General features: G+C 54.0%; 17 protein-coding genes. 10 read left to right on the top strand and 7 right to left on the bottom strand.

Annotated elements, in window-relative coordinates; all coding sequences use genetic code 11:
* Window positions 1–162 precede the first annotated feature (162 nt).
* Both J2I46_RS08790 and J2I46_RS08785 read left to right on the top strand, forming a co-directional pair.
* Window positions 163–1398 carry an exo-beta-N-acetylmuramidase NamZ family protein gene (locus tag J2I46_RS08790; protein WP_207328629.1) on the top strand — a complete coding sequence of 412 codons (1236 nt, stop codon included), beginning with the start codon at window positions 163–165 and terminating at the stop codon, window positions 1396–1398.
* A gap of 389 nt (window positions 1399–1787) precedes the next feature.
* Window positions 1788–2396 (top strand): nuclear transport factor 2 family protein, encoded by a 609-nt coding sequence (locus J2I46_RS08785; RefSeq protein ID WP_207328628.1) that lies wholly within the window; start codon window positions 1788–1790, stop codon window positions 2394–2396.
* 159 nt (window positions 2397–2555) lie between these two features.
* Here J2I46_RS08785 and nagB read toward each other — a convergent pair whose 3' ends face one another.
* The 3 genes from nagB to J2I46_RS08770 form a co-directional block, all read right to left on the bottom strand.
* Window positions 2556–4502, bottom strand: coding sequence for a glucosamine-6-phosphate deaminase (nagB, locus tag J2I46_RS08780; protein ID WP_207328627.1), 1947 nt, complete (start codon window positions 4500–4502; stop codon window positions 2556–2558).
* A 143-nt stretch (window positions 4503–4645) separates the two neighbouring features.
* Window positions 4646–5767: a Gfo/Idh/MocA family protein gene (locus tag J2I46_RS08775; RefSeq protein WP_207328626.1), complete on the bottom strand. Its 1122-nt coding sequence runs from the start codon at window positions 5765–5767 to the stop codon at window positions 4646–4648.
* Between the two features lie 138 nt (window positions 5768–5905).
* Window positions 5906–6442, bottom strand: a complete 537-nt coding sequence (locus tag J2I46_RS08770) for a 3'-5' exonuclease (RefSeq protein WP_207328625.1) — start codon at window positions 6440–6442, stop codon at window positions 5906–5908.
* Window positions 6443–6571: 129 nt separating this feature from the next.
* Between J2I46_RS08770 and J2I46_RS08765 the strand changes: the two genes are divergently transcribed.
* The 3 genes from J2I46_RS08765 to nagA all read left to right on the top strand — a co-directional run bounded on the left by J2I46_RS08765 (window position 6572) and on the right by nagA (window position 8945).
* A complete protein-coding gene (locus tag J2I46_RS08765) occupies window positions 6572–7345 on the top strand; it encodes a shikimate dehydrogenase family protein (protein ID WP_207328624.1) in 774 nt (257 codons plus the stop codon).
* Window positions 7346–7459: 114 nt separating this feature from the next.
* The gene (locus J2I46_RS08760) at window positions 7460–7744 is read left to right on the top strand and encodes a putative quinol monooxygenase (RefSeq protein ID WP_207328623.1); all 285 of its coding nucleotides are present in this window, start codon (window positions 7460–7462) and stop codon (window positions 7742–7744) included.
* Window positions 7745–7754: 10 nt separating this feature from the next.
* Window positions 7755–8945 carry an N-acetylglucosamine-6-phosphate deacetylase gene (gene nagA / locus J2I46_RS08755; protein WP_207328622.1) on the top strand — a complete coding sequence of 397 codons (1191 nt, stop codon included), beginning with the start codon at window positions 7755–7757 and terminating at the stop codon, window positions 8943–8945.
* Window positions 8946–9005: 60 nt separating this feature from the next.
* Here the strand turns inward: nagA and ribD are convergent, their stop codons facing one another.
* Window positions 9006–10037, bottom strand: a complete 1032-nt coding sequence (gene ribD, locus J2I46_RS08750) for a bifunctional diaminohydroxyphosphoribosylaminopyrimidine deaminase/5-amino-6-(5-phosphoribosylamino)uracil reductase RibD (RefSeq protein ID WP_207328621.1) — start codon at window positions 10035–10037, stop codon at window positions 9006–9008.
* Between the two features lie 127 nt (window positions 10038–10164).
* Here ribD and J2I46_RS08745 point away from each other — a divergent pair, with 127 nt between their 5' ends.
* The gene (locus J2I46_RS08745; protein ID WP_207328620.1) at window positions 10165–11502 is read left to right on the top strand and encodes a PQQ-dependent sugar dehydrogenase; all 1338 of its coding nucleotides are present in this window, start codon (window positions 10165–10167) and stop codon (window positions 11500–11502) included.
* Between the two features lie 88 nt (window positions 11503–11590).
* Here the strand turns inward: J2I46_RS08745 and J2I46_RS08740 are convergent, their stop codons facing one another.
* Complete coding sequence (locus J2I46_RS08740; protein ID WP_207328619.1) at window positions 11591–14038, bottom strand: TonB-dependent receptor domain-containing protein; 2448 nt, start codon at window positions 14036–14038, stop codon at window positions 11591–11593.
* 302 nt (window positions 14039–14340) lie between these two features.
* Between J2I46_RS08740 and J2I46_RS08735 the strand changes: the two genes are divergently transcribed.
* Together J2I46_RS08735 and J2I46_RS08730 are read left to right on the top strand one after the other, a co-directional pair.
* A complete protein-coding gene (locus J2I46_RS08735) occupies window positions 14341–14763 on the top strand; it encodes a MarR family winged helix-turn-helix transcriptional regulator (RefSeq protein ID WP_207328618.1) in 423 nt (140 codons plus the stop codon).
* A gap of 100 nt (window positions 14764–14863) precedes the next feature.
* The gene (locus tag J2I46_RS08730) at window positions 14864–15469 is read left to right on the top strand and encodes a 2,3-bisphosphoglycerate-dependent phosphoglycerate mutase (RefSeq protein WP_207328617.1); all 606 of its coding nucleotides are present in this window, start codon (window positions 14864–14866) and stop codon (window positions 15467–15469) included.
* A gap of 58 nt (window positions 15470–15527) precedes the next feature.
* On the opposite strand, the gene J2I46_RS08725 is transcribed toward J2I46_RS08730, so the two are convergent.
* Complete coding sequence (locus tag J2I46_RS08725; RefSeq protein WP_207328616.1) at window positions 15528–16388, bottom strand: hypothetical protein; 861 nt, start codon at window positions 16386–16388, stop codon at window positions 15528–15530.
* A 330-nt stretch (window positions 16389–16718) separates the two neighbouring features.
* Complete coding sequence (alaS, locus tag J2I46_RS08720) at window positions 16719–19373, bottom strand: alanine--tRNA ligase (protein WP_207328615.1); 2655 nt, start codon at window positions 19371–19373, stop codon at window positions 16719–16721.
* Window positions 19374–19602: 229 nt separating this feature from the next.
* On the opposite strand from alaS, the gene J2I46_RS08715 reads away from it, so the two are divergent.
* Together J2I46_RS08715 and J2I46_RS08710 are read left to right on the top strand one after the other, a co-directional pair.
* Window positions 19603–19941 carry a MerR family transcriptional regulator gene (locus J2I46_RS08715; protein ID WP_207328614.1) on the top strand — a complete coding sequence of 113 codons (339 nt, stop codon included), beginning with the start codon at window positions 19603–19605 and terminating at the stop codon, window positions 19939–19941.
* Between the two features lie 113 nt (window positions 19942–20054).
* Window positions 20055–21005, top strand: coding sequence for an aldo/keto reductase (locus tag J2I46_RS08710; protein WP_207328613.1), 951 nt, complete (start codon window positions 20055–20057; stop codon window positions 21003–21005).
* Window positions 21006–21127: the final 122 nt, after the last annotated feature.

Raw genomic sequence — 21127 nt, 5'->3', positions numbered from 1 at the left:
ATTAGAGGCAAGAATCAAGAGCGGCCGCCCTTGCGGTTGACGGGTAAGCGTGGCTCTGCTGAAGCACCAGACGGGACTTCGGCAGAGCCATTCTTACTTCTTGGCTATTAACTCTTAATTCTTACCTCTAATTTACGAGCCTGAACGTACCCGATTTCTTTTATGAACCATCGCCTCAACCTCTTTCCTCTACTGCTCACGCTTTGCCTGTTGGCTATTTGTGTACTAACGCCTGCTTATAAACCGGCAACATCTTCCGGCAAACCAGCTGAGCCGATCATAACCGGTGCCGACCAGACAAACCAGTACGTACCTTACCTGATGGGTAAACGCGTCGGTATGGTGGTAAACCAGACGTCGATCATCGGCAGCAAACCCAGCGTTGACAGCCTCCTGAATCGGGGCATCAAGATTGTGCGCATCTTCGGGCCTGAGCATGGGTTTCGGGGAAATGCCAGCAACGGGGCTAAAGTTGCCGACGAGGTAGACGCCAAAACGGGCGTTCCGGTGATATCGCTCTATGGCAAAAATAACAAACCAACCGCCGAGCAACTGGCCGATATCGACGTGCTAATATTCGATATTCAGGATGTAGGCTGCCGTTTTTATACCTACATCAACACGCTGACGCACGTGATGGAAGCATGCGCGGCGAACAACAAGGAACTGATGATTCTGGACCGGCCCAACCCCAATGGGTACGTTGTCGACGGGCCTATGCTGGAAGATCACCTGCATTCGGGCATCGGCATGCACCCTGTTCCCATCACCCACGGCATGACCATGGGCGAGTTTGCGCAAATGGCCAACGGCGAAGGCTGGTTGCCCAACAAAGCCAACTGCAAGCTGCGCGTTGTGAAAGTGGCGAACTACGACCACGACAAAGCCTACACACTGCCCATATTACCCTCGCCAAACCTCAACACCCAGCAGTCGATCCTGCTCTACCCGAGCATCTGTTTGTTTGAAGGTACCATTGTTAGTCAGGGCCGGGGTACATACATGCCGTTTACCGTGCTGGGTGCGCCTGCGCTGAAAGGGAAATACGCGTTCTCGTTTAAGCCTGTCAGCCTGAAGGGCATGAGCGAAACGCCACTGCATCAGGATATGGAATGCTATGGCCTTGACCTGCGGAAATACGATACGAGTAAGCTCCGCAAATCGAAGCAGTTAAACCTGAGCTGGATGATTGAACTCTACAAAGCCTATCCAGACAAAGAGCGCTTCTTCGACCGGAGCCAGAGCAAGCAGATGGGTGACATCAACAAGCTGGCTGGCACCGAAAAATTCAAACAGCAGATCATCGCTGGCGTGTCTGAAGCCGACATTCGTAAAAGCTGGGAACCAGGCTTATCGACTTACAAGAAGATGCGAAAGAAGTATTTGCTCTATCCGTAAGCTATGAACGCGCATCAGGCCTGCAACCCCAAAGGGATGATATGTCAATGGAAACGAATGTCCTAGCAAATACAAAACCCCGTAGGGGAAACATGTAAAAGGGACAGTCAAGACTACATATCGCCCCTACGGGGCTAGATTATTGGGGGAACGCATCTTTCTATTGACATAACACCCCTCCGGGATTGCAGGCCGGATACACATTCGTCATTCATCTTATACACAGTGCACAATGGCTCTGCTGCTTCATCAACCTATGAGCAGCAGAGCCATTCCTCGTTTTACCCGGTATGCCTTCCGCGCCACTACCTTATTATCTGCCTACAACGTGTAGCATGAGCCCATCAACGTAGTTACAAACACGAGTAACAACGCTGTACGCTACAACCATGAAGTCTACCTCCTTTCCTGATCAGGCCAAGCATGAGATACAGGCCGTACAGGGCGAAGCGACAAAAGACAAGACTTATACCAGTGAGCAGACGTTTCCCGACGAAGCCTCGGCCATAGCAGCGTTTGACAGATCAGTGGCGAAGCTGTTGACCATCAATGGCTGGTCGGGCCTTTCCCTATTTACCGCCGATTTCTTCCTGCATGATGCCACTGGTCAACCCAACACATCTGGACCTCCACAAGTAGGCGATTACATTCAGATTCGTCTGCCCGGCCCGATGCCTGAGAATTGGGTACGTGTCACACACGTGGCCCGCGAAGAAAACCGGGTGGAGTTTACGGTACATCCCAGTAGAGACCCACGGGAGGAGCAATCAGAGGCGATTCAACACTTTTTTCAGGCGCAGGCCAGTAGCACGTTTCGGGTTGAACGCATTGGCACGACCATACGGGCCAGTGAAATTGGCCACGATGAAGCGATCAATAACAAGGGATCGCAAGCCGGTGACCGCGCCATGATCAACACGGCGATTGCCGAAATGGGCTGGTTGTTCTATCAAAAACTCCAGTGGAAACTCCTGACCGATTATCTGGTGCACCTGTGAACCAGCTTATGTAGCAGTTGACCGGATCATAGATAATCATCGTTCGCATTAACCTAGGGCACCCGGCTAACCCGGTTAATACGGAACGAGGTATGTTGTCCATTCGCCAGGTCGGATAGACAACATACCTCGTTTCAATAACTTTCCGGAAACTACCGTTTACCCTTTCCAGCGCACGAAGGCTTCCATGGCTTCGTATTCGGCCAGGCCAAGGCGGTTGTAAAGGCCAGCCGTGGCGCGGTTGCGCTCTTCGGCCCGTTGCCAGAACTCCCGCGAATCAGTGCCCTGATACACTACACCGTCTTTCTGCGACTGGTGCTTGAAGATACCAAGCCGCTTTTTCGTCACCTGGTCGGGCGACATGGGTACGGCCATTTCGATTTCGTGAATATCCCACTCGGCCCAGGCACCACGGTAGAGCCACACCCAGCAATCTTTCATGAAGTTCTTGTGCGACAACCGCTTAACGGCTTCCAGCACCGCATCCAGACACACTTTGTGCGTTCCGTGCGGATCGGCCAGATCGCCGGCGGCGTAGATCTGGTGCGGCTTGATCTTCTCGATCAGGTCCATCGTGATCTTGATATCTTCTTCGCTAAGCGGCTTCTTCTCCACCTTGCCCGTTTCGTAGAAAGGCAGGTTCATGAAGTGCGCGTGCTCAACGGGAATACCCACAAACCGGCAGGTCGATTTGGCTTCACCCATGCGGATAAGCCCCTTCACCTGACGAACCTCGTCGGTATCCATCTCCGAATCTTTCTTGTTACGCAGCGAGGTTGCCGCATCCTGGAAAATACGGGTAGCCTCAGGGCTTTTTATACCAAACCGGGTATTGAAATCGACCACGTAATCGGCAAAACGCAGCGCTTCGTCATCGGCTACGGCAATGTTGCCCGATGTCTGGTACCCTACGTGCACTTCGTGTCCCTGATCAACGAGCCGCTGAAAGGTGCCACCCATTGAAATGATGTCATCGTCGGGGTGCGGGCTGAACAGCAGTACGCGTTTGTGCGTTGGCAGCGCGCGCTCTGGCCGGTTGGTATCATCAGCGTTTGGCTTGCCACCAGGCCAGCCCGTGATTGTGTGCTGAAGCTGGTTGAAAACGTCGATATTAATATCATATGCCTGGCCGTATTGCGCCAGCAGATCACTCACGCCATTGTCGTTATAATCACGGTCGGTGAGTTTCAGAATCGGTTTTTCGAGCGTTAACGACAGGTACGTTACCGCTTTTTTCTTCATCGGATTATCCCACACCACCGAATCGACCAGCCAGGGCGCTTTCATCCGGGTTAGTTCCGACGCTGCGGCGGTGTCGATCACGAACAGCGCGTTTGGATGCGTTTGCAGGTACGAGGCCGGGTTTGTTTCCGTCACCGTGCCTTCTACCGCACCCTGAATTACCGGCGCTTTACGTTCGCCCCAGGCCAGCAGTACAACCCGTTTGGCTCCCAGAATACTGGCAATACCCATCGTTATTGCCTTGCGCGGGGTGCGTGACAGCCCACCGAAATCGACGGAGGCAGCAGCCCGGGTGGAATGGTCAAGCATCATCAGGCGGGTATGCGAGTTGATGAGTGAACCAGGTTCGTTGAAACCGATGTGGCCGTTACCACCAATACCCAGCAGTTGAAAATCAAGACCGCCAGCCTCAGCAATCTGCTGATCGTAGTGTTTGGCAAACTCGGCAACTTTATCGGCCCGTAGGGTTCCGTCAGGTACGTAGTAATTGCCCGCCGGAATGTCGACATGGTCGAACAGTTGTTCCCGCATGAAACGCCAATAGCTTTGCAGCGAATCGGGTTCCATCGGGAAGTACTCGTCGAGGTTGAAGGATACTACGTTGTGGAAGCTCAAGCCCTCTTCCCGGTGCATCCGAATCAGTTCGGCATACACCGTTTTTGGCGATGAGCCGGTGGCGAGCCCCAGAATACAGGGCTTCTTTTCTTTTTGCTTCTGACGAATCAGAGCAGCGATTTCATGCGCCACCGCCCGCGAAGCAGCCTTTGCATCGGCATAAATGTGGGTGGGGATTTTTTCATAGGTAATGGCCGACTGGAGCGGACCACTAAACGCGGCGTCAGGCAAGACAGGTTCTGCAAGCATACGTTGACCAGCAATTAGGATGGAGCAGCAAAGGTAAGAAATCAGTGAACAGTTAACAGTGAACTGGCAGCAATGATCGGCACTCCCTGAGTAGAGCCTGCCCTGCAAAAGCGAATTTCTCCAGCAAAGCCGTTGCTAACTGCTTACTGATTTCTGGCCATCTGATCGGCGGCGAAGGCTGTTTCCAGGCTGGTCAGGCCGTTTTCTTCGGAGATGATCCGGTGCACGCCGGGTTGTTGAATAGCGGCTACCTGATCGCGGAACATGAGGCGCAACAGTTCGCTGTAGCGGTGTTGTTTTTCAACCTCAAAACCGAATCTGATGTCAATCTGCTGATACGCATGAAAGGTTTTATGCCGTCCGCCGATGGGTTTCGATGGATCGATATTGGCCGTCACATTGAGTTGAGCGCCGGGAAAAAGGTCCATCAGCGCCTTTGTTGTGGCCTCATCGGCCACGCAACGGAGCACCATGCGCGTGGGCACCCATTCGTACAGCGTAATGTCGCCGCGCTCGAAAACAAGCCTCATTTCCTGCCGGTCCATGCGCCCCGTTTGGGTAAAGCCATGGTAATAGTTAACGAATTGATAACCTGTATCAGCGGTACCATAACGCACTGTTGCCTGCACCTGATCCTCGATATCAGCGCTGTTGGGGCGTTTCGATAGCTGCGACGCAACCACTTCGCCTTCACCCAGCCAACCGGCAAACAGGTCGAAAAAATGAACGGCATGCTCAATAAAAATACCGCCCGACTTGGTCCGGTCCCAGAACCAGTGCTGGGGGCTCAGTCCTTCATCACCCGCATAATTCTCGAAATAACCGTGTAGGAAGTCACCTAGCAACTTATGATCAACCAGATGTTTGATACGCGCAAAAAGCGGATTATAGCGTTGCATCAGGTTGGTCACCATGAGTAGCCCTTTCTCCGCCGCTTTAGCCAGCATCTGCCGTCCCTGATCGGGGTTCATGGCCAGTGGTTTCTCACAGATCACGTGCTTGCCGGCTTCCAGCGCGAGCATAGCCTGTTCGAAGTGCATGAACGGCGGCGTGGCAATGTACACGATGTCAACGTCGGGGTGTTGCACCAGTTCATCGAGCGTGGCCAGTTGTTCCGCTCCAAACCGTTCGGCAGTGCGGATGGCTTCTTCGCGTTTCGATCCGGCAATGGCTACCAGCCGGGTATTGGGATGCTGTAAAAATTGCTGAACGGCAAACAGGCCAAATCCGCCCATTCCGATCACGCCGATTCCAAGTTGTTTCATAACAGACGAGAGTGTACTTGTCTAACCCGAAACAACGGGAGGCTGTTTTAAATAGTCTTCCGTCTTCTAATGCGCTGCCGATCGTTTGTCCCGTACCTAAGCAGCGCAACAGAAGACAGTAAACTAAAAACAGTAAACTTATAAAATCATCGCCGGTTTCGGGCGGGGAATGTGCCCGTGGCGGTCATTACGAAGCAGCATCTCAAACAGCTTGACCGTAGCGGCAGCATCGCCATAGGCGCGATGACGGCCTTGCAGCGGAATATCGAGCGAGCGGCACAATTTGCCAAGGCTGTAGGATGGATGTCCGGGCAGGATTTTACGGCTCAACCGCACCGTACAAAGTGTACGACGCAGAAACTCCCGATCGACCCAGTTCATTTCTTTCTGCAGGAAACCAAAATCGAACAGCACGTTATGGGCCACGAAAATGGCGCCTTCGGTGATCTCGTGCACCCGGTCGGCGACCTGATCGAAGGTCGGGGCATCGGCCACCATCTCGTCGGTGATGCGGGTTAACTGGCTAATAAACGGCGGAATAGGATGGCCCGGGTTGAGCAGCGTCTGATACTCGTCGACGATTCGGTGCCCGTCGTGACGAATCAGGGCAATTTCTGTAAGGCGAGAGGGGCCTTTCACGCCCCCGGTCGTTTCAACGTCGACGATACAATACACGTAAAATAAGCGTGGTTATTAACAGGCCACCAGCAGGCCGAATGGTTTATTAAAGATACACCGTCAGAGGCAATCGAACAAACACCTTTGACAGGCCGGTCATTCGCTATTGCCATTACCTTTGCAGGCATGACACGCTACGGACTCATCGGGCATCCGCTCACTCATTCGTTTTCCCAAACGTATTTTACGGAGAAGTTTGCCCGCGAAGGTATTACAAATGCCCGCTACGATTTGTTCGATATGCCTGATATTCAGGCAGAATTACCAGAGTTGCTGCGGCTCCCCGGCCTTCGCGGCCTGAACGTGACCATCCCCCACAAAACCAATGTGCTGCCTTTTCTGGATCGTCTGGATGCATCGGCCCAAAAAGTTGGCGCCGTGAATGTCATTCGCCTGGAGGCCGATGGAACCAAAACAGGGTTCAATTCCGATTATTACGGCTTCCGGCAATCGCTCACCGAATGGGTTGGCGATACCGTCCGCGAGCAGTCAGACGACCCCGACGTGTTATCCATTCTGCCCGCCAACGCGCTGGTGCTCGGTACAGGCGGTGCTTCGAAGGCCGTAGTAGCGGCGCTTACTGATCTGGGTATCAGTCATAAAATGGTGTCGCGAACGCCTGCTACCGACGGCCTCACGTACGCCGACATACCCAGCGTCATTGCTGATTATCAGTTGCTTGTCAATTGTTCGCCGGTGGGTACGTATCCCAACATAAATGCGGCCCCCGACCTGCCTTACAATCAGTTGACGAGTGAGCACTGGCTCTACGACCTGGTGTACAACCCCGCCGAAACTGAGTTTATGCGCCTTGGCAAAGCACAGGGTGCCGCCGTCATGAACGGTTACCAGATGTTGGTGCTACAGGCCGAAAAAGCCTGGTCTATCTGGCAGGGGTAGAAATTCAGTTTTCTGTTTTACAGTTTACAGTCTTCTGTTACGTTGCTTAGGCAAGTAATAATAGGCTAGCGGCGTAACAGAAAACTGCAAACTGTAAACAGAAAAATCAAAAAGATGTCTCTCCTCGTATTTGCTACCATTACCGCCAAACCGGGTTTAGGCGAAGAACTCAAAGCTGCTTTCCTGGATCTGATTCCACAGGTACGTGCCGAAGCCGCCTGCCAACTGTACGAACTATACGTCAGCATGGAAAACCCGGATCAGCTCATCATGCACGAGCTGTGGGACAATGAAGCCGGACTGGCCGCCCACGCCGCTATGCCGCATATGGATGCGTTTAAACAACAATTTGGCAGCTTAATGGCTGGTCCAGCCATCCTGACATCTGTTCAACAATAAACGAGTCGCTATGCTATTCATTAACGCCACCGTCTTCACCGGCGATTCGTTTCTACCCAACACCAGTGTCCTCGTCGAAGAGGGCCATATCAAAGCCATTGGGCCTGACTTAGCCACAGGAGATGGTATCGACATCCTTGACCTACAGGGCGATTACCTGGTTCCGGGCCTGATTGACCTGCAATTGTATGGCGGAGCAACGGAGTTCCTGAACGCCGAGCCAACACCCGAAACGGTGCGACACATCTGGAAGAGCCACGCCCTGAACGGCACCACAACCCTGTTGCCAACCCTACATTCGACGCACCTGGCCGAGATGCAGCAAGCCACGTCGGCGGTGCGTGTTGTGCGCGACGAAATGCCCCTGAACGTACCTGGCATTCACCTCGAAGGCCCTTATTTCAACCCCATAAAAAAGGGAGCACACCGGGCCAAGTACGTACGGGTTCCGGCCGAAGGCGAACTGGAGACGCTGTTTAGCCACCATGCCGACGCCATCAGCATTCTGACGCTGGCTCCCGAAATGCTGTCGCCGGATCAACTGACGTTGCTGTACGGCCTGGCTAAAGCGTCGGGTACGTTGCTCTCGCTGGGGCATAGCAACGCCACCTACCAGCAGGCAATGGCCGCCTTTGGCGATGGTTCCGACACCGATCGCTTTCTGCTGGCCACCCATCTGTACAATGCAATGCGGGGTTTCGAAAGCCGCGAACCCGGCACGGTGGGCGCTATTTTCGATCACCCGACGGTCATCAGCAGCATCGTTACCGACGGTTATCACTGCGCCCCGGCGGCCATCCGGATGGCCCATCGCCAGCTTGGTCCTGACCGACTGTTTCTGATCTCCGACGCCCTGTTTGCTAATCCGCCCCGCGCCAATTTTGCGCTCGAAACATTCGTCGTTCACTTTGAACCCGGCAGCGGTGAACCGGGCTCGCCGCTGCACGGCAGGTACGTAAATGAGCAGGGAACGCTGGCAGGAACAGCCATCACCGTCCTCGACTGCGTTCGGTTCTGCGTGCAGGAAGTAGGCCTGCCGCTTACCGATGCCCTACGCATGGCAACCGTCACACCCGCCAACGTCATCGGCCTGGGCGATCAGATCGGATGCATTTCACCTGGGTACGTTGCCAACCTGGTCCGGCTTGATAAAGGATTGGTGCAGCAAGGCGTATGGGTAGATGGTAACGCGTTGGCGTAGCGTTCTTTTGTTCGTTTGTAGTTTCGCGCTGCAGGTTGCAGCGCGAAACTAGTCCACCATTCATTGCCGATACACCAGCAACAGATCCTCGTCAACCTGCTGCTGATCGGCAAGCTTACCACGTACCTGCGGCGCACGGACGCCATCATACAATGAGTTAGGGCTACGGAAAAGGCGTATTTCATCCCATAGTCCTGCTTCAAGAAACGAGGTCAGTGTTTGCGCGCCGCCTTCGACCAGTACCGACTGAATGCGCTGCCGGTGAAGATCTGTCAGCAGCGTTTCCAGCGAATCAGCTGGTACGTAGATGAGGTTTGGGTTAGGCCCATCACCAGGTGAAGCAACGGCCGGTTTATGGTATACCCGCGTTGGTTGTGAACCATCGAAGAGGTGCAGATTTTTGGGTAATGTCAACGATCGGTCGAGTACAATACGCATGGGCGACGTACCCGGCCAGTGGCGCACGTTCAGGCGGGGGTTGTCGTTTCGGGCGGTGGTGGTACCAACCAGAATGGCGTCTTCCTCACTGCGCCAGCGATGCACCAGCCGACTAGCCAATGGGCCACTAATGGCAACTGGTTTGGCCCCAACCCCGCCAATGAACCCATCGGCCGTTTCGGCCCATTTCAGGATGATATGCGGCCGTTTCTGCTCAAAAAACGTGAAGAATCGGGCATTTAGGCGGCGACCCTCCTCAGCCAATAGGCCGGTAATGACATCGATACCGGCAGCACGAAGTTTGGCAAAACCCTGACCCGACACCAGCGGATTGGGGTCATCGTTACAGCATACAACCCGCCCTATTTTTTTTGCAATGAGCAGATCGGCACAGGGTGGTGTTTTGCCGTAGTGCGAGCAGGGTTCAAGCGTAACGTAAGCGGTCGATTCGGGCAAAAGAGTTTCATCAGCATCAGACACCGCCCGAATGGCGTTCACTTCGGCGTGCGGCCCGCCATACTGTCTGTGCCAGCCTTCGCCCAGCATTCGCCCCGTAGGTACGTTGCCCAGGTCATGCACAATCACACAGCCAACCATCGGGTTGGGGCTAACACTACCCCGCCCATGCTGAGCCAGTTCGAGCGCACGGCGCATGAAAAGAGGATTTACTGTCATGATCGAAAGGTACGCCTCCGGTTTGTGAGTAACCAAATTGCAGTACAGTCAGTTATAAACAGGACCAGCTCAGTTACTGGTCTATACTGTAATCACTCAACGAATCATGTTTCTACGAATCTCCACTGTTCTTCTGTCCGGCAGCCTGTTACTGGCGAGTTGTTCAAAAGAAAAGAAATCAGAAGGAAAAGCCGCACAGGTTGAAACCGCCATTGGGCCGCTCGATCTGCCCGCGCCTTACGCCAGCAAATCGGCCACTAAATTCAGCAAGGTAATCGGCTGGGCAGACGGCCAGATGCCCACCGCGCCAGAAGGGTTTGTGGTGACCGAATATGCCCGTGACCTCGTGAACCCTCGCTGGGCGTATGTAGCCCCCAACGGCGATGTGTTTGTGTCTGAGTCGAATACAGAGAAATCGGGCGTTAAGAAAACCGTAGCCAAGGTATCGGGCCAGGCAGATTCGCAACGGTTCGACGAAAGCGCTAACCGGGTTACGCTACTACGCGACACCAACGGCGATGGCAAACCCGATCAGCGGTCAGTATTTCTGACGGGCCTGAACCAACCCTTCGGCATGCTGGTACTGGGCGACCATTTCTACGTGGCCAATACCGACGCGCTGTTGCGTTTTCCGTACAAAGCTGGCGAAACAAAAATGACCAGCAAGCCCGACACCATCCTGAAATTACCGGCTGGCGGCTACAACAACCACTGGACCCGCAACCTGCTGGCAGGCCCCGATGGCAAAAAAATCTACGTCTCTGTCGGGTCGGGCAGTAACGTAGCCGAACACGGAATTGATAATGAAGTTCGCCGCGCCAATATTCTGGAAATCAACCCTGATGGCACCGGCGAACGCGTTTATGCCAGTGGGCTGCGTAACCCGGTTGGTATTGACTGGCAGCCCGGCACCAACAAACTGTACGCCGCTGTCAATGAACGCGATGAGCTTGGCGACGGTCTCGTTCCCGATTATATGACCAGCGTGCAGGAAGGCGGTTTCTACGGCTGGCCCTATAGCTATTACGGACAAGTTGAAGATCCACGCCGCGCCGGAGAGAACCCCGAGTTGGTGAAGAAAGCCATTGTACCCGATGTTCCGCTGGGTGCTCACACGGCTTCACTGGGACTTGCTTTTTACGACGGGAAAGCCTTTCCGGCTAAGTATCAGAACGGCGCATTCATTGGCCAGCACGGATCCTGGAACCGCTCTGAGCTATCGGGTTACAAAGTCGTTTTTGTCCCGTTTACAAACGGTAAGCCTGGCAAGCCTGAAGACTTTCTGACGGGCTTCATTGCTAAAAACGACGGCCAGGATGTACACGGTCGGCCCGTAGGTACGTTCACTATGCCTGATGGCTCCCTGCTCGTCACCGACGATTCGGGCAACCGTATCTGGCGGGTGGCGGCGAAAGAGAAAACAGCAGTTGCTACACGTAATTAATTAATTATCAAGTGGTTGTTCACGGCCATTCGTTGCCGACAGTCGGCGGATACCTAGTGATCGTGAATAACCACCTGATGACATTCCATTATCCCGCTCGGCGCTTCTCGTCTTCGGCTCCGCCTGTTCGTCGGCGGGTAGGTGCTACTTTATCGTTGCCAAACCGGTACGAGAACGACAGTGTTGCCGCGCGGGAGTCCTGGCGCTGGTAGAACCGCTCCACGTAATTATCATACAACGACACCGCCGTTACTGTTCGGGTATAGAATAGATCCGACATAGTCAGGCGGAAGGTGCCTTTCCGGTCCCAAACGGCCTTCTGTAGGCCAATCGTAACCTGTCCATTGGGCTGCACCCGCAAAAAGCCATACTGCTCGCCCGACTGTAAGGACCCATTCAGTTCACCCGACCAGCCTTTGCCGAACGTAAACGTGTGGTTGCTGCTGATGTTAAACGCCGGGCGTCCTTTATCGAGCGCCGTTCCTGCCAGATTACCCACAAAGCGCGCATAATACACCACCACGTTGTTGTAGATCTGCCACCCTTTGGCGGGTTGCACGGGAGCGACCAATGTGAGCGCGAAGTAATCCTGCCGGTCGAGGTTGACGCTGGTGGAAATAACCGTCGAATCCGTTTCGGGCTGCACCACGCCGATCATCGGTGAAGTGGTGCGGCTATAGCTGATTCCGGTGCTGAACGTGCCTTTGAAGGTATGGGTCAACTCAAGATTATAACTGGTTTCGGGACGTAAGTTCGGGTTACCGGCACCCGACGTTGTTGGGTCGATGATGGTCCGGAACGGGTTGAGCTGACTGTATGACGGACGATTAATTCGGCGGCTCAGCGTCAGGTTCAGTTCGTGATTCTTGCTGAGCGTCTGCTTGATGGCGGCGCTTGGAAACAGCTGACCATACTGCCGGGTAAAACTGTTATTACCCACCGACTGTACGCCGCGTGCCAGGGTCTGTTCGGCTCGTAAGCCCAGTTGCAGGTTCGTTTTGGCGAAAGACCGGTTCCAGTTAACGTACCCGGCCAGAATCGTTTCGTCGTACCGGAATCGGTTTGTCCGGTTCGGGTCAATGGTTGTCAGCGATCCTTCTGTCAGGCGGAACACCACGTCGTTATCCGACGAGACCCGGCTGAACTTGGCCCCGGCTTCGAGGCGCGCCTGATGCGGTAGCGGATGCAGGTAATCGGCTTTAGCAGATAAAATGCTCAAATCGCCCTGCTGATCACCGATGAGCAACGTACCTGAACGGCCGGTCAACTGATAAACCGTACTCAATTCCTGCAACCGGCTTGTCTTATACTGGGCATAATCGGCATCGGCGGTCAGTTCCGGGCTGTTGGCCGAATCGGCGAACGTATGTTTCAGGTTCAGGTTAATGGCTCCGTTCGGCGATACGAAGTTGCGCACGTTCCGCGCATCATACGTATCGGTAATGCGGCCATTGGCGTCATACAGGCTTGTCTGGTTCAGCCCCAACTGATTCGGCGTGCGGCTCTTCTGTCCGCTGACAACAACGCCCAGCACCGTCCGTTTCGAGGGGGTGTAGTCCAGCCCGGCCCGCGCAGTATGCGACAGTGACTTCACCAGCACCCGGTTGCTCTGGTTGCTGCTACCCGTAAAAAGTTGCGTGCGGTTTGCCCCCAACGAATAGAAATCACGGTGAATATCCAGCAGGGCAACCCCATCCCGGTTGGCGTAGGTGTATGAACCAAACAAATTTAGCGAGGCACCAGAAGCTAGTTTCCGCCGGTTGTTGAGCGTTACACCAGCCGTATACTTATCATACTGGCTGCGGCCGTAACTGGCCTGGAGCGTTCCGTTGGTGCCAAGCCGCTGATCTTTCCGGAGGTTGATCGAAATAATGCCTGCCGTACCCTGCGCATCGTATTTGGCGGGTGGATTGGTAATCAGCTCAACGCTTTTCAGTTGGTCGGCGGGCAGATTGCGCAGGTAGTCGGCCAGTTCAGTACCGGTCATCGGTTGCCGCCGGCCATCAATGAGGACCAGCACGTTCTGCCGCCCGCGCAGGGCCAGGTTATCGTTATTGTCGATGGTAACGCCCGGCGACCGCGACAGTACATCGAGCGACGTGTTACCAGCCGCCAGCGTACTGCCTTCTACATTAACGACGGTCCGGTCGGCCAGCCGTTCGTACAGTGGTTTCTGACCAATAATTTTCACCTCGTTCAGCGTGGTTCCCTGGCTTGGTTTCAGCACCAGCACAGGTAGCGCAACCCCCTCAGATGCCACCATGATAACGCCCGACCAAGTACGTTCATATCCCACCTGCGACGCCGACACCCGGTACTGACCGGCTTTTGGGAGCGGAAACTGAAACTGCCCGGTCGCATCTGAGAACTCGGCTTTCACAACCACCGAATCGGCGGCGCGGTGTAGCGTCACGGTCGCCACCTCAATAGGTTGGCCGTTCTCCGTTTTTACACCCCCCTGAACCTGGGCGTTACCGGTTAACTTGACCAGAGCGAGGAAACTGGTCAGTATAGAAAAGAGAAGACGTTTATGCATAGCGTCGAGAGATCATGTAATGGTTTGAGCGTAATCGGAGAGCGTATTCTTCTCAAAGAGTTGCCGTGATAGGCGTGTGTTGCTTCCTTCGCTAAAATTATATGACATATCATTGAACAGTCAATCAAACAGCGTTTAACTGACCGATTTACGGGATGAGCGGTGCTTGAACGTACCTGAGCTGGTAGCTATCCAGGTTGCCAGATACCACCAGCGCCAAGTAACCAAAAGCGCCAAGCAACAGAGCGCGATCCACATTTCCCGTTAAACTTGCAGAAGCAATTCAACTCCACCGGAACACCATGCTGAACAGGGTTATTTTCTATACGCTCGAACGGACAATCAAACGATACCGGCAGTTTGCCCAGAACAACATCGACCGGGCAGGTGTAGATATTACTATTGATCAATGGCTGGTGCTCAACGTAATTCAGGAGTCGCCGACACTAGGGCAGCAGGAAATTGGTGAGCGCGTATTTAAAGACCAGGCATCGATTGCCCGTATCATCAACCTCCTTGTAAAGAAAGAATTGCTCATTCAATCGGCCAGCCAGCAGGACCGGCGGCGGGTTGATCGGCAGATCACACCCAAAGGGGAGCAACTCATAGAGGCCGTTTCGCCGATTATTGCCCAAAACAGACAAACCGCCCTCGACGGACTTTCAGAAGAAACTATCGAGCAACTTCGACAGGCGTTACTGCTCATCGACGGGAACTGTCAATGAAGGGTCTATTCGGTGTAACTGGCTGGGCAACGTACCTGTGCGGCTGAACACTTAGTCTGGTTATGGGGTAGTACTGATACCATCACAGAGCTGAACATATATGCCTCTCTTCGTTATCGTTCGCCACGGCCAGTCGCAGTGGAATCTGGAAAACCGGTTCACCGGCAACGTTGACACGCCGCTGACTGAGTTGGGTCGCCACGAAGCGCTTCAGGCAGGTACACTGTTAAAACCCGATCATTTTACGATTGGGTTTACGTCGGTATTGCAACGTGCCATCGAAACAATGGCGATTATCCTGCGCGAAACAGGCCAGACCGATCTGCCCCTCGTGCGCAGCGCTAACCTCAACGAACGGATGTATGGTCAGTTGCAGGGCATGAATAAGGAAGAAGTGGCCGCCGCCTACGGAGCCGAACAGCTTTTCCGCTGGCGACGCGGCTACACCGACCAACCGCCCGGCGGCGAGAGTCTGGCCGATACCTACAATCGGGTAGTACCTTATTTTGAATCAGCCATGCTGCCTCATCTACAAGCCGGTGAGGATGTGCTAGTCGTGGCTCACGGGAACAGTCTCCGGGCGTTGCTTATGCGCCTGGAGGGCATCAGCCCCAAAGGCATCGAGCAGGTTGAACTAGCCACGGGGGTTCCCCGGCAGTACAACTTTGATGTTCAGTCAGGTACGTTCAGTTTATTGGAGAAATAGTCATTGTGCTTCCTGCCTGATAACTATGAGTACGTTGCCTGACTGACGTGCCAACCACTCAGTAGGCTTCATACTCGAACAGCAGGCGAGACGACGTATTGGAAATTTGCGCTGTGATCGGCAATCCCTGCTCGTTGTAGGTATAACTGATTGTGTACGTTCGTACGCTACCGCTAGAATACCTGACCGTAGCTTCTGTAACGTTGTTGCGGCTGTAGCGGCGCACAGGCGTAACATCAGGACCAAACAGGCCGAAAAACGGATTAGGTTTATCGTCGAACGTGAAGTTTTCGATCTGGTCTGGTCCATTGACTGCCCTTATGGCCGTTAAATTTCCGGACTCAATGGTGTACTGATCGGTTGTAGCTGCCGAGCCCACGGTGGTGGCCTCGGTTCGTACCGTGCTGACCAGGCCGTTGACCAGTGTTGACGTGGTATGTTTCAGTAACTGATACGTACCATCCGACTTCACGAAATCAGTTTGCGCAAAAAGAATCTCAACCGTTGGCTGACCGGGTCCGCTGGTCTGAGGATTATAGCTAAAAACCGTGCGCTCACCCGACGTACCCTGACTATCAACGTACGGATATTGGTAGATATAGGTTAAAAGCTGGTTGCCGGCGTTGTAGGCGAACAATCCTTTCGGTGCCCCCCGGCCAACATCATGCCCAACGTAGATAGCCTGATTTACTTTTCCGTTGCTGCCGTACGTAAACTCGGTGGTAGCTCCTGTAGCCCAGTTGCCTTCGTACACAATTCGCTTAATACGATAGCCCTTCAGCGTTTTCTCCGGTTCTTTTTCGGGTTGTGGCTTCTGGTCAGGCAGCACTTTGTCGGGCACAATCGAGTAGTCAGTCCCGCAGCCAGGCAGGAAAACACTCCAGATCAGTAAGGAAACCGTTCGTAGTATTGCTCGCATGGCGGTTGCTGTTTTCGCACTAAATTACCTAACAGACAAAGAGTTGTAACAAACCAACTCTACCTATCAGGGCTATCAGCAGAGCAAACCTACAAGGCCTCCGAACACCTTATAGGTTTGAAATCAAGCCATTACAATAATGAAGACTATCACTCAGAAGCCCCATCGGGGCGGCATGTTAATAGCACAATATCGTTTGATAACGACAAAGCCCCGTCGGAGCGACATGTAAGGTTTGTCCACTTAACATATCGCCCCGACGGGGCTCTATCACGCTCGAATGGATACGTTGGCTATTAACATACCGCCCCGTTGGGGCTAAAGATCAACTTACCCAAGCAACTCGCGGCCTTGTGCCAGGGCGGCGTCGAGGCCAGAGGCATCGGAGCCACCGGCGGTGGCAAAGAAGGGTTGACCGCCGCCGCCGCCTTTGATGTTTTTGGCAAGGTCTTTTACGACCTGACCGGCGTTGAGCCCACGACCGCTGATGAGGCTATCGGGCAACATTACGGCGAGTTGTGGTTTGCCATTGATATCAGCGCCCAGCACCACGGCGAGGTTATCTACTTTGGCTTTCAGGTCGTAGGCGAGTTGTTTCAGCGCATCAGCGTTGGGTACGTTCACCCGCTCAACGACCATAGAGTGTCCGTTCACCGTCAATACCTTGCCTAAGAGTTCTTCCTTGATCTGCTGTACTTTTTCGTTTTCCAGCGCCTCTACTTTCTTCAGCAGAGTGTTGCGCTCATCCAGAATCGACTGCACGGCTTTCACCACGTCTTTCGGTGCTTTCAGCAGTTCTTTCAGTTCATTGATAATCGCTTCCTGCTCATTCAACAAGGCCAGCGCACCTTCCGACGTTTTGGCTTCGATCCGACGGATACCGGTTGATACCGACCCTTCCGACGTTAATTTGAACAGGCCGATCTGACCCGTTGCCGGTACGTGCGTACCGCCGCAGAGTTCAACCGAATAGCTGGGATCGAAGGTGATGACGCGGACAAAATCGCCGTATTTCTCGCCGAACAGGGCTGTAGCGCCCAAGGCTCTGGCCTGCTCGATGGGTACGTTCCGTTTTTCGTCGAGCTGAATGTTCTGGCGGATCTTCTCGTTGACAATTGTTTCCACACGACTGATTTCCTCGTCGGTCATTTTGCCGAAGTGGCTAAAGTCGAAGCGAAGTGCGTCGGGCCCAACGTAGGAGCCTTTCTGTGCCACGTGTGTACCCAATACTTCGCGCAGGGCCGAGTGCAGCAGGTGCGTGGCCGAGTGGTTGTCTTCGGTCAGTTCGCGGCGATGCGTATCGATTTTGGCAAACACCAGATCAGCCGTTTGCAGCAGGTCATCCATATCGGGACGGTCGGCTACGAGGTGGATGCTGAGGTCGTTTTCCTTGCGGGTGTCCAGAACGCGCAAGGTGGCCTTAGGTACGTTGCTTTGAAACAGTTCCAGCGTACCTGTGTCGCCGATCTGTCCGCCCGATTCGGCGTAGAACGGAGTCCGGTCAAGCACCACCTGCACCTGCGTTCCCTGCTTGTTCTGCACCCGACGGTATTTCACCACCTGGGCATAAGCTTCGGTTTCGTCGTAGCCAACGAACTCAATCTTATCAACATCCTGAAGCTCGATCCAGTCGCCGGTCGAGGACGAAGCATCTTTCCGCGAACGGGCTTTCTGCTCCTGCAACGCCTTCTGAAAACCAGCTTCGTCGATCTCCAACCCTTTTTCGCGAGCGATCAGGGCGGTAAGGTCAGCGGGGAAGCCGAAGGTGTCGTTCAGTTCGAAAACAGTTTCGCCAGCGATGGTTTTCGCCTCACCGAGCTGATCAATAATCTGGTCGAGGCGGGTAAGGCCCGTGCCCAGCGTGCGCAGAAACGATACTTCTTCTTCACGAATGACCGTGGCCACGAAATCCTGCTGCGCTTTCAGCTCGGGGAATACGTCGGCAAACTGATCGGCCAGCAGGGGCACCAGCTTGGTCATAAACGGCTCGGTGAAGCCCAGGTACGAGTACCCATAGCGAATGGCGCGGCGCAGAATACGGCGGATAACGTACCCAGCCTTGGCGTTGCTCGGCACCAGTCCATCGCCAATGGCGAACGACACGGCCCGGATGTGGTCGGCAATGACGCGCATGGCCACATCGCTCTTCTCCATTTTGCCCGTGTAGGTACGTCCCGACAGTTGCTCGATCAGGTTGATCGTGCCCGAGAACACGTCGGTATCGTAGTTCGACTGTTTGCCCTGGATGGCCATGCACAACCGCTCGAAACCCATGCCGGTATCGACGTGGCGGGCAGGTAGCTCTTCCAGCGAGCCATCGGCCTTCCGGTTGAACTGCATGAATACGTTGTTCCAGATCTCGACCACCTGCGGGTGGTCGTCGTTAACCAGTTCTTTACCCGATTTCAGGGCAACTTCCTCGGGTGAGCGCAGGTCGATATGGATTTCCGAACAGGGACCACAGGGGCCGGTTTCGCCCATCTCCCAGAAGTTATCCTTTTTGTTACCCAGAATAATGCGGTTCTCGTCGCCGATAATGCCTTTCCAGAGATCCCACGATTCCTGGTCGAAGGGTACGCCGTCTGTCGAATCGCCCTGGAACACCGATACGTAGATGCGGTCTTTCGGCAGTTTATACACCTGCGTCAGCAACTCCCACGACCACTCGAGCGCTTCTTTTTTGAAGTAATCACCGAACGACCAGTTGCCCAGCATTTCGAACATCGTGTGATGATACGTATCAAAGCCAACGTCCTCAAGATCATTGTGTTTACCCGACACGCGCAGGCATTTCTGCGTATCAGCTACGCGCCTGGCGGGGGGTGTTCCGTTCCCGAGGAAAAAGTCTTTGAACTGAGCCATCCCTGAGTTGTTGAACATCAGGGTAGGGTCATTTTTGGCAACGAGCGGCGCCGAAGCGACAATCAAATGCTGCTTTGAGCGGAAGAAATCCAGAAACTGGCGGCGTATTTCAGGAGAAGTCATAAATAAAAGAGTTAATTAGTCCTCTGTCTTCGCGGAATGCCGCCCGGTCTTCTGTTGCGCTGCTTATCAGAGCCCGTTGGCCTTAGCAGCGCAACAGAAGACCGGGCGGCGTTCCGCGAAGACAGAGGACTGACTAACTAAAGTGAGGTCCTGCAAAATTACGTTATTTTCGCCGTTGGGTTGGTATTTGCAGCATACATCGGCCTTTAAATCACATCGTAGCGTCACTATGGAATCGGGGGAGAAGCGGTATTACAGTATTCGGGAAGTGGCTGACCTGTTCAACGTGAACATTTCAAAGCTGCGTTATTACGAGAAGGAATTCCCCACGCTCAGCCCCAAAAAGAACCGTTCCGGCGATCGGGTATACACTAAAGCCGAGGTCGATCACCTGCGCGAGATCCTTGATCTGGTCGAAAATCGGGGCTTTAAACTTCAGGGAGCCCGCGAATACCTGAACAAAAAACAAACGGCCCAAAGCGACGCCGCCAGGATGATCGATAAGCTCCGCGAAATCCGTCAGTTTATGGTCGAGTTGCGGGAGAAGATGAACGCGTCTGACGTCTGATTGGCCACACGTACCCGGCACATTCGGTCAATTTTCCTAAAACTGTTCGTTGTTCCAGCCGGTTTTGACGGTGAGCAGCCCGCTGATTTGTGCTGCCGGTTAACAACAACCTCATGGAACAACGTACCATTGGCAGCTCGTCGCTGTCTGTAGCACCGCTTGCTTTTGGCGGTAACGTATTCGGCTGGACAGCCGATGAAACCACCTCATTTCAACTCCTGGACGCCTTCGTCGATGCCGGTTTCAACCTCATCGACACGGCCGATGTGTATTCGCACTGGGTACCGGGCAACCAGGGCGGCGAATCGGAAACCATTATTGGTAACTGGCTGAAGAAGACCGGTAAACGGGATCAGATTGTGCTGGCTACGAAGCTTGGCTCCAAAATGGCACCTGACAAGAAGGGACTATCGAAAGCCTACATGGAACGAGCCGTGGAAGACTCCCTTCGGCGGTTACAGACTGATTATATCGACCTTTATCAATCGCATTACGACGATCTGGATACGCCGATTGACGAAACGCTCGAAGGCTTCAGTCAGTTGATCAAAGCCGGGAAAGTGCGGTTTATCGGGGCGTCGAACTTCACACCCGAGCGGCTGCAGGAATCGATGGAAATCAGTGCCAAACACGGGTACCCGGCCTACCAGAGCCTACAACCCGAATACAACCTGTATGATCGGGAGAAGTACGAACAGCAGTATGAGCCGATTGTGATCCAATACGGCCTGGGGGTGATCAACTATTATTCACTCGCCAGCGGATTCTTAACGGGTAAATACCGGTCGGAAGTTGACCTGTCGAAAAGTCCACGGGGACAGGGCGTGAAAAAATACCTGAACGACAAGGGCTTCCGCATCCTGAAAGCGCTTGATGAAGTGGCGGAGCAATATTCGGCTACTCCCGCCCAGGTTTCGCTGGCCTGGCTCATGGCGCACCGGGGGATCACCGCGCCCATTGCCAGCGCCACCAGTGTTGAGCAACTGCACGACATCGCCAAAGCCGCCGAACTGACCCTTGATGACATAACGATCAGCAAGCTGACAACGGCCAGCGAAGCCTGATTAACACTCGTAAGCGCTCCATTCATCGTCATCGATGCTGCTTTCTGAATCGTACTTTTCGATAGCGCGAAGCAGTATCGATGATGCTGAGATCATCAATTTACTGTTGCAGGAAGTGCTAT

It is taken from the genome of Fibrella forsythiae, from assembly GCF_017353175.1.
Taxonomy (GTDB): Bacteria; Bacteroidota; Bacteroidia; order Cytophagales; family Spirosomataceae; genus Fibrella; species Fibrella forsythiae.
Note: the sequence above shows the minus strand (reverse complement) of the source record. Positions and strands in the feature narration are given on the sequence as shown.